10 protein-coding genes are annotated in these 13,012 nt (G+C 60.9%); 6 read left to right on the top strand and 4 right to left on the bottom strand.

Features of this window, described 5'->3' with window-relative positions:
* Positions 1-62: 62 nt before the first annotated feature.
* The 4 genes from ACM6IO_RS04785 to ACM6IO_RS04770 form a co-directional block, all read right to left on the bottom strand.
* Positions 63-1,049 carry an alpha-L-glutamate ligase-like protein gene (locus ACM6IO_RS04785; RefSeq protein ID WP_008027343.1) on the bottom strand — a complete coding sequence of 329 codons (987 nt, stop codon included), beginning with the start codon at positions 1,047-1,049 and terminating at the stop codon, positions 63-65.
* Complete coding sequence (locus tag ACM6IO_RS04780) at positions 1,049-2,584, bottom strand: inactive transglutaminase family protein (RefSeq protein ID WP_008042311.1); 1,536 nt, start codon at positions 2,582-2,584, stop codon at positions 1,049-1,051. Before ACM6IO_RS04780 ends, ACM6IO_RS04785 begins: the two co-directional genes overlap by 1 nt.
* Before the next feature lie 5 nt (positions 2,585-2,589).
* A complete protein-coding gene (locus ACM6IO_RS04775) occupies positions 2,590-3,126 on the bottom strand; it encodes an ATP-dependent zinc protease (protein ID WP_008042313.1) in 537 nt (178 codons plus the stop codon).
* Between the two features lie 712 nt (positions 3,127-3,838).
* Positions 3,839-3,964: a hypothetical protein gene (locus ACM6IO_RS04770; RefSeq protein ID WP_414911046.1), complete on the bottom strand. Its 126-nt coding sequence runs from the start codon at positions 3,962-3,964 to the stop codon at positions 3,839-3,841.
* 420 nt (positions 3,965-4,384) lie between these two features.
* Here ACM6IO_RS04770 and ACM6IO_RS04765 point away from each other — a divergent pair, with 420 nt between their 5' ends.
* From ACM6IO_RS04765 to prpD, 6 genes are all read left to right on the top strand, one after another.
* Positions 4,385-5,104, top strand: coding sequence for a GntR family transcriptional regulator (locus ACM6IO_RS04765; RefSeq protein ID WP_177318157.1), 720 nt, complete (start codon positions 4,385-4,387; stop codon positions 5,102-5,104).
* On the top strand, positions 5,101-5,991 hold the full coding sequence (gene prpB / locus ACM6IO_RS04760) for a methylisocitrate lyase (protein ID WP_414911045.1): 891 nt from the start codon (positions 5,101-5,103) through the stop codon (positions 5,989-5,991). The genes ACM6IO_RS04765 and prpB overlap by 4 nt, the downstream gene beginning before the upstream one ends.
* Positions 5,992-6,127: 136 nt before the next feature.
* Entirely contained in the window at positions 6,128-7,255 is a 1,128-nt protein-coding gene (gene prpC, locus ACM6IO_RS04755; RefSeq protein WP_008027431.1) for a 2-methylcitrate synthase, read from the top strand.
* Between the two features lie 193 nt (positions 7,256-7,448).
* Positions 7,449-10,046 (top strand): Fe/S-dependent 2-methylisocitrate dehydratase AcnD, encoded by a 2,598-nt coding sequence (gene acnD, locus ACM6IO_RS04750; protein ID WP_192226214.1) that lies wholly within the window; start codon positions 7,449-7,451, stop codon positions 10,044-10,046.
* A gap of 56 nt (positions 10,047-10,102) precedes the next feature.
* The gene (gene prpF / locus ACM6IO_RS04745) at positions 10,103-11,293 is read left to right on the top strand and encodes a 2-methylaconitate cis-trans isomerase PrpF (protein ID WP_414911044.1); all 1,191 of its coding nucleotides are present in this window, start codon (positions 10,103-10,105) and stop codon (positions 11,291-11,293) included.
* A gap of 183 nt (positions 11,294-11,476) precedes the next feature.
* The gene (gene prpD / locus ACM6IO_RS04740) at positions 11,477-12,961 is read left to right on the top strand and encodes a 2-methylcitrate dehydratase (protein WP_414911043.1); all 1,485 of its coding nucleotides are present in this window, start codon (positions 11,477-11,479) and stop codon (positions 12,959-12,961) included.
* Positions 12,962-13,012 lie beyond the last annotated feature (51 nt).

Here is a 13,012-nt window from a genome sequence, read left to right as displayed (position 1 = left end):
CTGTAGGAGCGAGCGGTGCGGCGATCCGACTTGCCCGCGAAAGGGCGCGACTCGGTCCCGGATCAACCCTCAACCGCAGGAATATGCCCAAACATCTCCTGCACAAACGCCATGCGTTCCTCGACGGTCTCGGTAATCCCGCGTGCTTTCAACTCTTCCAGCCGCGCCTCGACAGCATGGGTGCGCAACGTCAGGCCGCAATCGTTGGCGATCTGGATGTTCAACCCCGGCCGGGCATTCAGCTCAAGAATCAGCGGGCCTTTCTCCTGGTCCAGCACCATGTCGACCCCGATGTAACCCAGTCCGCACAGCTCGTAACAGCCGGCCGCGAGTTTCATGAAGCCGTCCCAGTAGGGCAGTTGCACACCGTCCACCGCGTTGGTGGTATCCGGGTGCTTGGCGATGATGTTGTTCAGCCAGGTGCCGCGCAGGGTCAGGCCGGTGGCGAGGTCGACGCCGACGCCGATGGCGCCCTGGTGAAGGTTGGCCTTGCCGCCGGACTGGCGCGTCGGCAAGCGCAACATCGCCATGACCGGATAGCCCATCAACACGATGATGCGAATGTCCGGCACGCCTTCGTAGCTGATGCTTTTGAAGATCTGGTCGGGGATCACGCGGTATTCGATCAGTGCACGGTCACGATGGCCGCCCAGCGAATACAGGCCGGTGAGGATGCTGGAGACATGGTGCTCGATTTCCTCATGGCTGATGATCTTGCCGGACACCGTGCGATAACGCCCCTCGAAGCGGTCGGCAATGACAATGATGCCGTCGCCACCGGCGCCCTGGGCCGGTTTGATCACGAAATCGCTGCGCCCGCCGATGATTTCGTCGAGGTTGTCGATTTCCTTCTCGGTGGAAATCACGCCATACAGTTCCGGCACATGAATGCCGGCGGCGATGGCGCGCTCCTTGGTGATGATCTTGTCATCGACAATCGGGTACAGGCTGCGCTTGTTGTACTTGAGCACGTAGTCCGCGTTGCGCCGATTGATCCCCATGATGCCCCGGGCTTCCAGGGCTTTCCAGGTCTTCCAGAAGCCAAACATCAGGCGTCAGCCTTCTTCAGGAAAGCCTTGAAACGCACCAGTTCGGTCAGGCGGTAGCCGCGATAACGGCCCATCGCCAGCATGAAGCCCACCAGGATCAGCAGGATTGCCGGGAAGGTGAACACGAAGTAAACCAGCTCAGGCACGCTCATGATCAGGTGCGCCAGGGACGCAGCGAACAACGTGCCGATAGCCACTTTCATCGCATGCCCGGAGCCGCGTTCTTCCCAGGTGATCGACAGGCGTTCGATGGTCATGGTCAGAATCACCATCGGGAACAGCGCCACGGACAACCCGCGTTCCAGGCCCAGCTTGTGGCTGAACAGGCTGATCGCCGCGATCAGCACCACCACAAACGTCAGCACCACCGACAGCCTCGGCAGCATTTGCAGCTTCAGGTGTTCAAGGTAGGAGCGCAGCGACAGCCCTAGCGCGGTGATGATGGTGAACAGGACGATGCCGAACCCGAGCTGGGTTTCGCGGAAGGCGAGGGCGATCAGCACCGGGGTAAAGGTACCGAGGGTCTGCAGGCCGATCAGGTTGCGCAGGATCAGGATCACCAGCACGCCGATCGGGATCATCACCATGATCATGAAAGTCTGCTGGGTTTGCAGCGGCAGGCCGTACAGCGAGTATTCGAGGAAATTGGCGTCGGTGTTTTCGTCGGTCAGCTTGGCCAGGCGAATGGCGTTCATTTCGCTGTTGTTCATGCTGAAGGTGACGGTGGCCTTCTTGCCGCCATCGACGGTGATCAGGTTTTCGTCACCGGTCCACCACAACAGGCGGTCGGTCGGCAGGCCTTGCTCGCCGGTTTCCGGGTTGAAGTACAGCCAGTCGGTGCCGTTGAAGCTGCGCAGCCAGAGTTCCGGGGTTTGCGGCTGGTCGGCCACGAGGCGGATGGTGTGGACCTTTTCCACCGGCACGTGGGCGATGGACAGGACCAGTTCAACGATTTTGGCCTTGTGCCCGCTGGACGGATCGCCGCCCAGCAACAGTTTCACGTTGTCGTCGTTGACGTTGTTGACCCGCTTGATCGCTTCGCCGATGAAGGTTTCGACGTCGGCCGAGTGCTGTCGGATCGGCGCGAGCAAGGCTTCAGCGGCAACTTTTTCCGCGCCTTCGACGGCGATGCTGTCGCGGAAGGTCGGGCCTTTGACCTTGGATTTTTCCCCGGTGTAGCGCTTGGTCAGCACCAGGCGGTAATAAAGGGTCTGGTTGCCTTTGGCCCGGCGTGCCGACCAGGTCACCTTGCGGTTACCGTCGATACGGTTCACGGCCACGCCATAATTATTGGAGATGAAACTTTCGTTGAGGCTGACGAAATCACGGCTCAGCGGTGGCACGAACATCTGGATCTTGACCGGGTCTTTGGCACTGGCGACGAACTCGACCTTGGCGTCGATGTTCCACAAGTCGTCGGTGGCATCTTCGGTCACGGGAATGCCGAGCACGAAGATCTGATAGGCCGTAACTGAAATGCCCAGCACCACCAGGATGGCGATCAGCATTTTCAGATGGAGGGTAAGAGAGCGCATTGGAATTACTCTGCGGTATGAGCGTCGGTGGCGCAGGCGGGTTTGCCAGCAGCGTATTTAAGACTGGGGTCGACCAGCGCATCAAAGCGCTTGAGCGCTTCGGAGCCGATCAGGAGCGGGTATTGGAAAGCGCTGCGGTCGGTAAGGTTCACTTCGATACTGCGTAACGCCGAGCCCATGCAGATATCCAGCTCGATCACCGGACGGGCGGTGTACTTCTTGCCTTCTTCCGGGTCGTAGTCGCCGGCACGGCGCTTGATCTTGCTGACGCGGGCCAGTGGTCGTTCGATCGGGTGCGAGTGAGCTGCGTCGATCGCCAGATAGAAGCGCACCCAGGACTCGCCATTGCGTTTGAAGCGTTTGATGTCGCGGGCGCTCAGGGAGGCGGTTTTCGCCCCGGTGTCGAGTTTGGCTGCGACTTCCAGATTGATGCCGTCCAGCGAGGCGTACTCGTTGAGGCCGTACACGGTTTTTTCCCCCGCCGCGGCGACACCGGGCAGGCAAAGCAGATAAAGGAAGGTGGGGAAGGGCTTGAGTCTCATAAATCCTGGTGCGCAGCGGTCCGTGTTTCGATTCAAGGCCCTGGCATCGCTGCGCAAGCTCCCTCGTATGCCTATCAACTATTTGTGACAGTTCGTGCAGATGTCACAAACAAATGCGGGCGGCATTCTAGCACGGTGGTTTTATGGCGCCAGCGCTGGGCTCTTGGGTTTGGTGTTTGGGTAATGGGGGTTTATCCGTTATTTGGGTGATGGTGGGGATTGGTTTCGCCCTTACGGCGAGTCACTTGGAAAAGCCCCAAGTAACCAAGGGCTCTTGCCCCTTTCGTTCGGTGCCTCGCTGTGGCTCGGCATGCCCTCGCTCCGGTCCTGCTCCGTGGGCCCGCCGCCATCGGCCATCCCTGGCCGGGGGCGGCTAACCCGGCATCCATGCCGGGTTGCCCACTACGCAGAACCTGCGCTCGGCCTCTCGAGGGGGCGACTACCGCCACAGCCGCCGAGGCGGCCTGAAAGCCGACCTGGCTCTTTGGTGTACGCGTTCCCTCATTCCGGATATGTACACCGATCCCCTGTAAGAGCCGGCTTGCTGCGGGCGGCGTTCCGACGATGGCGTCTGCCCAGCCAATACATACGCTAACTGACCCACCGCTATCGCCAGCAAGCCGGCTCCTACATGGGATTGGGTTCACACGGTCGAAATTGTAGGAGCTGGCTTGCCGGCGATGGACGTAAACGATGACGCGGGCTGTCTGGATCAACGCGGTGTCTGGGCGTTTTTCGCCGGCAAGCCGGCTCCTACAGGGATCTGCGTGCGCTTTTGATTTTCACCACTCATCAGGCCGAGCGTTAGCTCGCCTTTGTTTTTGATCTTGCGGTGCACGCCCCCTCGAGAGGCCGAGTGGAGGTTCTGCGTAGTGGGCAACCCGGCATGGATGCCGGGTTAGCCGCCCCCGGCCATGGATGGCCGATGGCGGCGGGCCCACGGAGCAGGACCGGAGCGAGGGTATGACGAGCATTAGCGAGGCACCGAACGAAAGGGGCAAGAGCGCTTGGTTACTTGGCGCTTTTCCAAGTAACCCGCTGTAAGAGCGGAACCAATAGCTGCCGTTACCACAACAACGGATATGTACACCCTCAAAAAAACCAACCGCCTGACACAAAGCCTTCGCGAGCAAGCTTCGCTCCTACAAAAAGCAGATAGGTTATTAGACGATTGTCGACAATACCTATTTATCCTTTGACTATTACCCTGCTATTCGCTAGTTTTTGCCGCGTCAGCTTACAAGGTGTCGACAATATGCTGGATCAACTCGATCCCCCAGTCATAGCCCAAGACGATTCGGAAACACTTTCCGAGAACGTCTTCCGGCGCATTCAGGCGGCCATCGTCAAAGGCGAGATCGCCCCGGGCAGCAAAATCTCCGAACCGGAACTGGCGCGCACCTACGGCATCAGTCGCGGCCCGTTGCGCGAAGCGATCCACCGCCTGGAAGGCCAGCGCTTGCTGGTTCGCGTGCCGCACGTCGGCGCACGAGTGGTTTCCCTGAGCCATGCCGAGCTGCTGGAACTCTACGAAATCCGCGAATCCCTCGAAGGCATGGCCTGTCGCCTGGCCGCCGAACGCATGACGGTCGAAGAAATCGACGAACTGCGCCGGGTCCTCGAAACCCACGAGCGCGACGCCGCGTTTCAGGCCGGTGTCGGCTACTACCAGCAGGAAGGCGATTTCGACTTCCACTACCGAATCATCCAGGGCAGCGGCAACCGCACCCTGACGCAGATGCTCTGCGGCGAGCTTTATCAACTGGTGCGCATGTACCGCATCCAGTTTTCCACCACGCCCAATCGCCCGCGCCAGGCCTTTGCCGAGCACCACCGGATTCTCGATGCCATCGCCGACCGTGACGGTGAACTGGCCGAGTTGTTGATGCGCCGTCACATCGGCGCCTCCAAACGCAATATCGCCCGTCACTACCAGGACGGCGCTAACCCGACAGCCACTGAACGAGGTGAGTCATGAGTTCCAACAAGAGCACTCCAGGCCAGCGTTTCCGCGATGCGGTCGCCAGCGAACATCCGCTGCAAGTGGTCGGCGCGATCAACGCCAACCACGCGTTGCTGGCCAAGCGCGCCGGTTTCAAGGCTATTTACCTGTCGGGCGGCGGCGTTGCTGCCGGCTCCCTCGGCGTGCCGGACCTGGGCATCACCGGCCTGGACGACGTGCTGACCGACGTACGCCGCATCACCGACGTCTGCGACCTGCCATTGCTGGTGGACGTGGACACCGGTTTCGGTTCCTCGGCGTTCAACGTCGCCCGTACCGTGAAGTCGATGATCAAGTTCGGCGCGGCAGCGATTCACATCGAAGACCAGGTCGGCGCCAAGCGCTGCGGTCACCGTCCTAACAAAGAAATCGTTTCGCAGCAGGAAATGGTCGACCGCATCAAGGCGGCGGTTGATGCGCGCACCGATGACAGCTTCGTGATCATGGCCCGCACCGACGCCCTGGCCGTTGAAGGCCTGGAATCCGCACTGGATCGCGCCGCAGCGTGCATCGAGGCCGGCGCCGACATGATCTTCCCGGAAGCCATCACCGAGCTGGATATGTACAAGCTGTTCGCCAGCCGTGTGAAAGCGCCGATCCTGGCCAACATCACCGAGTTCGGCGCGACGCCGCTGTACACCACCGAGCAGTTGGCCGGTGCCGATGTGTCGCTGGTGCTATACCCATTGTCCGCGTTCCGCGCCATGAACAAGGCCGCGGAAAACGTCTACACCGCGATCCGCCGCGACGGGACGCAACAGAACGTGATCGACACCATGCAGACGCGCATGGAGCTTTACGATCGCATCGACTACCACACGTTCGAGCAGAAGCTCGATGCGTTGTTCGCTGCTAAAAAGTAATGAAAGCCCTGTAGGAGCGAAGCTTGCTCGCGAAGACGGACTGACATTCAAAATCAATGTCGTCTGAGACACCGCTTTCGCGAGCAAGCTTCGCTCCCACAAGTTTCCCTAACAAATTCAAAAACTGGAGACAGCAATGGCCGAAGCAAAAGTACTCAGTGGCGCCGGGCTCCGTGGCCAGGTTGCCGGGCAAACCGCACTGTCCACCGTGGGCCAGTCGGGCGCAGGCCTGACCTATCGCGGCTACGACGTTCGCGAACTGGCGGCTGACGCCCAATTCGAAGAAGTGGCCTACCTGCTGCTGTACGGCGAACTGCCGACCCAGGCGCAACTCGCCGCTTACGTGAGCAAACTCGGCAAGCTGCGCGACCTGCCGCAAGCGCTGAAAGAAGTGCTGGAACGCATCCCCGCCGACGCCCACCCGATGGACGTGATGCGCACCGGTTGCTCGTTCCTGGGCAACATCGAGCCGGAGAAGGATTTCTCCGAGCAGCATGACAAAACCGACCGCCTGCTGGCCGCGTTCCCGGCGATCATGTGCTACTGGTATCGCTTCAGCCACGACGGCAAACGCATCAGTTGCGTGAGCGACGAGCCCTCCATCGGCGGCCACTTCCTGCACCTGCTGCACGACAAGAAACCGAGCGAGCTGCACGTCAAAGTGATGAACGTTTCGCTGATCCTCTACGCGGAACACGAATTCAACGCCTCGACCTTCACCGCACGGGTGTGTGCATCGACTTTGTCCGACCTGTTCTCCTGCATCACCGCCGCCATCGGCTCCCTGCGCGGTCCGCTGCACGGCGGCGCCAACGAAGCGGCGATGGAAATGATCGAGCGCTTCAAATCGCCGGAAGAGGCGATCAAAGGCACCCTCGGCATGCTTGAGCGCAAGGACAAGATCATGGGCTTCGGCCACGCGATCTATAAGGACAACGATCCGCGCAACGAGGTGATCAAGGGTTGGTCGAAGAAGCTCGCTGAAGAGGTGGGTGACACCGTCTTGTTCCCGGTTTCCGAAGCCATCGACAAGACCATGTGGGAGCAGAAAAAACTGTTCCCCAATGCCGACTTCTACCATGCGTCGACGTACCACTTCATGGGCATCCCGACCAAGTTGTTCACACCGATTTTCGTCTGCTCGCGCCTGACCGGCTGGGCGGCTCATGTGTTCGAACAGCGTGCCAACAACCGCATCATCCGCCCGAGCGCCGAATACACCGGCGTCGAACAGCGCAAGTTCGTGCCAATCGAACAACGCTGAATGGTGGGGGCGGGCACCGAGCCGTGAACCTTGTAGGAGCGAAGCTTGCTCGCGAAGGCGGTCTGACATTCCAAATCAATGTCGACTGGTACACCGCTTTCGCGAGCAAGCTTCGCTCCTACAGGGGGGCGGTTTTCCAATCAAATTCTGGTGCCGCCCCGCCTTTTGTTATTACCGTGACCGAGTCCTGACGATGAACACTGAATTCCGTAAACCGCTGCCCGGCAGCCATCTGGATTATTTCGACGTCCGTGCGGCAGTCGAAGCCATCCAGCCCGGCGCCTACGACACTCTGCCGTACACCTCCCGCGTGCTGGCGGAAAACCTGGTGCGTCGCTGCGACCCGGCCACGCTCACCGAATCCCTGAAGCAATTCATCGAGCGCAAACGCGACCTCGATTTCCCATGGTTCCCGGCCCGTGTGGTGTGCCACGACATCCTTGGCCAGACCGCATTGGTCGACCTCGCCGGCCTGCGTGACGCCATCGCTTTGCAAGGTGGCGACCCGGCGCAAGTGAACCCGGTGGTGCCGACGCAACTGATCGTCGATCACTCGCTGGCCGTCGAGCGCGGTGGCTTCGATCCACAGGCGTTCGAGAAAAACCGCGCCATCGAAGACCGTCGCAACGAAGACCGTTTCCACTTCATCAACTGGACCAAAAAAGCCTTCAAGAACGTTGATGTGATCCCGCCGGGCAACGGGATCATGCACCAGATCAACCTGGAGAAAATGTCGCCGGTGATTCAGGTGCGTGACGGCGTGGCGTTCCCTGACACCTGCGTCGGCACCGACAGCCACACCCCGCACGTCGATGCGCTGGGCGTGATCGCCATCGGCGTCGGTGGCCTCGAAGCGGAAAGCGTCATGCTCGGCCGCGCATCGTGGATGCGCCTGCCGGAAAGCGTCGGCGTCGAACTGACCGGCAAGCTGCAACCAGGCATCACCGCCACCGACATGGTGCTGGCGCTGACCGAGTTCCTGCGCAAGCAAAAAGTCGTCGGCGCATGGCTGGAATTCTTCGGCGAAGGCGCTTCCGCGCTGACCCTCGGCGACCGTGCAACCATCTCCAACATGGCCCCTGAATACGGCGCCACGGCGGCGATGTTCTACATCGACCAGCAGACCATCGACTACCTGAAACTCACCGGCCGCGAAGACGAGCAGGTGCAGTTGGTCGAGAACTACGCCAAGACCACGGGCCTGTGGGCCGACAGCCTGAAGGGCGCGCAATATGAGCGCGGCTTGACCTTCAACCTGTCCTCGGTGGTGCGCAACATGGCCGGCCCGAGCAACCCGCACGCCCGCGTCGCCACCTCCGATCTGGCCGCGCAAGGCATCTCCGGCCAGTGGGACGATGTGCCCGGCCAGATGCCGGACGGCGCGGTGATCATCGCCGCCATCACCAGCTGCACCAACACCAGCAACCCGCGCAACGTGATCGCTGCCGGCCTGCTGGCGCGCAACGCCAACAAGCTCGGGTTGACCCGCAAACCGTGGGTCAAATCGTCCCTGGCACCGGGCTCGAAAACCGTAGCCTTGTACCTCGATGAAGCGGGCCTGACTGACGAACTGGAACAGCTCGGTTTCGGCGTCGTGGCTTTCGCTTGCACCACTTGCAACGGCATGTCCGGCGCGCTCGATCCGGTGATCCAGCAAGAGATCATCGACCGCGACCTGTACGCCACGGCCGTACTCTCCGGCAACCGCAACTTCGATGGCCGGATTCACCCGTACGCCAAGCAAGCGTTCCTCGCTTCGCCGCCGTTGGTGGTCGCGTACGCCATCGCCGGCACCATCCGTTTCGACATCGAAAAAGATGTGCTGGGCCTGGATGCGAACGGCAAGGAAATCCGCCTGAAAGACATCTGGCCGAGCGATGAAGAAATCGATGCGGTGGTGAAAGCCTCGGTGAAGCCGGAGCAGTTCCGTCAGGTCTACATTCCGATGTTCGCCATCCACGAAGACACCGGCCCGAAAGTCGCGCCGCTGTACGACTGGCGCGAGATGAGCACCTACATCCGCCGTCCGCCGTACTGGGAAGGTGCGCTGGCCGGTGCGCGTCCGCTCAAGGGTATGCGCCCGCTGGCGGTGCTGCCGGACAACATCACCACCGATCACCTGTCGCCGTCGAACGCGATCATGCTCGACAGCGCCGCCGGCGAATACCTGGCGAAAATGGGCCTGCCGGAAGAGGACTTCAACTCCTACGCCACGCACCGCGGTGACCACCTGACCGCGCAACGCGCCACCTTCGCCAACCCGAAACTGTTCAACGAAATGGTCCAGGAAAACGGCAAGGTCAAGCAGGGCTCGCTGGCCCGCGTCGAGCCGGAAGGCAAGGTCATGCGCATGTGGGAAGCCATCGAAACCTACATGGAACGCAAGCAGCCGCTGATCATCATTGCCGGCGCCGACTACGGTCAGGGATCGTCCCGCGACTGGGCGGCCAAAGGCGTGCGTCTGGCCGGTGTGGAAGCGATTGCCGCCGAAGGTTTCGAGCGCATCCACCGCACCAACCTGGTGGGCATGGGCGTGTTGCCGCTGGAGTTCAAGCCGGGCACCAACCGTCACACCCTGGCCATCGACGGCAGCGAAACCTACGACGTGATCGGTGAGCGTACGCCGCGCGCCGAGCTGACGCTGGTGATCCATCGCAAGAACGGCGAGCGCGTCGAGGTGCCGGTCACCTGCCGTCTCGACACCGCCGAAGAGGTGTCGATCTACGAGGCCGGTGGCGTGCTGCAACGCTTCGCCCAGGACTTCCTCGAAGAATCGGCCGTCGCCGTCTAAAACATGCTGTGCGGGCACGGAGTTTCAGATTCCGTGTCCGCTTTGAAGGAGCACCAATGGCTCACGCACCTCAAATCAAAATCCCCGCCACCTACATGCGTGGCGGCACCAGCAAAGGCGTGTTTTTCAGCCTGAAAGACTTGCCCGAAGCGGCGCAGGTTCCAGGCCCGGCGCGCGATGCCTTGTTGTTGCGGGTGATCGGCAGCCCCGACCCGTACGACAAGCAAATCGACGGCATGGGCGGCGCGACCTCCAGCACCAGCAAAACCGTGATCCTGTCGAAAAGCATCAAGGCCGATCACGATGTCGATTACCTGTTCGGCCAAGTCTCCATCGACAAACCTTTCGTCGACTGGAGCGGCAACTGCGGCAACCTGTCCGCAGCGGTCGGTTCGTTCGCCATCAGCAACGGTCTGGTCGATGCCAGCCGCATTCCGCACAACGGTGTGGCGGTGGTGCGCGTGTGGCAGGCCAATATCGGCAAGACCATCATCGCCCACGTGCCGATCACCAACGGTGAAGTGCAGGAAACCGGTGATTTCGAACTCGACGGCGTGACCTTTCCGGCGGCCGAAGTACAAGTCGAATTCATGGACCCGGCGGCAGAAGAAGAGGGCGGCGGTGGTTCGATGTTTCCGACCGGCAACCTGGTGGATGACCTCGAAGTGCCCGGCGTCGGGACCTTTAAGGCGACCATGATCAATGCGGGTATTCCGACCATCTTCGTCAATGCCGAAGACATCGGTTACACCGGCACCGAGTTGCAGGGCGCCATCAACGGTGATCCGAAAGCGCTGGCGATGTTCGAAACCATTCGTGCGTATGGCGCGTTGCGCATGGGGCTGATTTCGAATCTGGATGAAGCGGCCAAGCGTCAGCACACGCCCAAGGTTGCCTTCGTGGCCAAACCGGCGGATTACGTTGCCTCCAGCGGTAAAGCGATTGCTGCGGGTGACGTCGACTTGCTGGTGCGTGCGTTGTCGATGGGCAAGTTGCACCACGCGATGATGGGGACTGCTGCGGTGGCTATCGGCACTGCTGCCGCCATTTCCGGCACGCTGGTAAACCTCGCTGCGGGCGGTATCGAACGTAACGCCGTGCGCTTCGGTCATCCGTCCGGCACGTTGCGCGTAGGCGCTGAAGCCAGCCAGGTGAACGGCGAGTGGACCGTCAACAAAGCCATCATGAGCCGCAGTGCGCGGGTGCTGATGGAAGGCTTCGTGCGCATACCTGGCGACGCCTTCTAACCCGACACCGAACCCTGTAGGAGCCGGCTTGCTGGCGATCCCGTCAACGCGGTCTGCCTGACATACCGAGTCGTCTGAATCGCCAGCAAGCCGGCTCCTACAGGGGACCGCATTTCAATTATAAGAATGTGATTTACCTGAACCGAGGTCCCATCAACGAACCACTTTACGAGTGAATCGAACATGAGCACCAACGTCGACCTGAACAACCGCCCCGACTACGACACGGTCCTGCAGGACATTGCCGACTACGTCCTCAACTTCAAAATCGAATCCAGAGAAGCCCTCGACACTGCCCGCAATTGCCTGATGGACACTTTGGGCTGCGGCCTCCTGGCCCTGCGCTTCCCCGAATGCACCAAGCACCTTGGCCCGATTGTCGAAGGCACCGTCGTCCCGTTCGGCGCTCGCGTGCCGGGCACCCGCTACCGTCTCGACCCGGTCAAGGCAGCCTGGGACATCGGCTGCATCGTGCGCTGGCTCGACTACAACGACACCTGGCTCGCCGCCGAATGGGGGCATCCCTCCGATAACCTCGGGGGCATTCTTGCGGTGGCCGATCACCTGTCGCAGAAGCGCCTGGCCAATGGCGATGCGCCGCTGACCGTTCGCGGCGTACTCGAAGCGATGATCATGGCCCACGAGATTCAAGGCGTGATTGCGCTGGAAAACTCCTTCAACCGTGTAGGCCTCGATCACGTCATCCTGGTGAAAGTTGCCTCGACCGCCGTCACCGCCAAACTCATGGGCGCCAATCGCGAGCAGTTGCTGTCGGCGTTGTCCCATGCTTTCGCTGATGGTCAGGCGTTGCGCACGTATCGGCATGCACCGAATGCCGGGTCGCGCAAATCCTGGGCGGCGGGCGATGCCTCCAGCCGGGGCGTGCGTCTGGCCGATATCGCGATGCGTGGCGAGATGGGCATCCCCGGCGTATTGACCGCCAAACAGTGGGGCTTCTACGACGTATTGTTCAGTCACAGCAACAACGACCTGGCGCTCAAACCTGAAGGCAAACGTGTGTTCAGTTTCTCCCGTCCGTACGGCAGTTACGTGATGGAAAACGTGTTGTTCAAGATCAGCTTCCCGGCCGAATTCCACGCACAAACCGCCTGCGAAGCCGCTGTCACCTTGCATCCGCAAGTCAGGAATCGCCTGCACGAAATCGACAAAATCGTCATCACCACCCATGAGTCGGCGATCCGCATCATCTCCAAGGTCGGCCCGCTGGCCAATGCGGCGGACCGCGATCATTGCCTCCAATACATGGCCGCGGTGCCGTTGGCGTTCGGCAATCTGGTGGCTGAGCAATATGAAGACGAGTTCCACGCGGCGCACCCGATCATCGATGTGCTGCGCGAGAAAATGGTCGTCGTCGAAGACCCTCGCTTCACTCGCGAATACCTGGAGGCTGACAAACGCTCGATCACCAATGCGATTCAGGTGTTTTTCAAGGACGGCTCCAGCACCGAGAACGTGGTGGTGGAGTACCCGATCGGCCATCGCCGGCGCCGCACCGACGGCATTCCGTTGCTGGAAGACAAGTTCAAAGCCAACCTGGCGACACGCTTCACCGGCCAGCGCAGTGCCGAGATTTTTGCCTTGTGCAAGGATCAGGCAGCGCTTGAAGCCACACCGGTGAACCGCTTCATGGACCTGTTCGTAATTTGATTGAATGCACAGACCTGTAGGAGCCAGGCTTGCCGGCGAAGGCGCACTCAA

The sequence above is a fragment of the Pseudomonas sp. IT-P44 genome (assembly GCF_949768225.1).
In the GTDB taxonomy this organism is placed as follows: domain Bacteria; phylum Pseudomonadota; class Gammaproteobacteria; order Pseudomonadales; family Pseudomonadaceae; genus Aquipseudomonas; species Aquipseudomonas migulae.
Note: the sequence above shows the minus strand (reverse complement) of the source record. Positions and strands in the feature narration are given on the sequence as shown.

Coding starts and splice junctions, on each gene's coding strand:
- ACM6IO_RS04785 (WP_008027343.1), bottom strand. CDS start 1,049: ATGTTTGGCTTCTGGAAGACCTGGAAAGCCCTGGAAGCCCGGGGCATC.
- ACM6IO_RS04780 (WP_008042311.1), bottom strand. CDS start 2,584: ATGCGCTCTCTTACCCTCCATCTGAAAATGCTGATCGCCATCCTGGTG.
- ACM6IO_RS04775 (WP_008042313.1), bottom strand. CDS start 3,126: ATGAGACTCAAGCCCTTCCCCACCTTCCTTTATCTGCTTTGCCTGCCC.
- prpB (WP_414911045.1), top strand. CDS start 5,101: ATGAGTTCCAACAAGAGCACTCCAGGCCAGCGTTTCCGCGATGCGGTC.
- prpC (WP_008027431.1), top strand. CDS start 6,128: ATGGCCGAAGCAAAAGTACTCAGTGGCGCCGGGCTCCGTGGCCAGGTT.
- acnD (WP_192226214.1), top strand. CDS start 7,449: ATGAACACTGAATTCCGTAAACCGCTGCCCGGCAGCCATCTGGATTAT.
- prpF (WP_414911044.1), top strand. CDS start 10,103: ATGGCTCACGCACCTCAAATCAAAATCCCCGCCACCTACATGCGTGGC.
- prpD (WP_414911043.1), top strand. CDS start 11,477: ATGAGCACCAACGTCGACCTGAACAACCGCCCCGACTACGACACGGTC.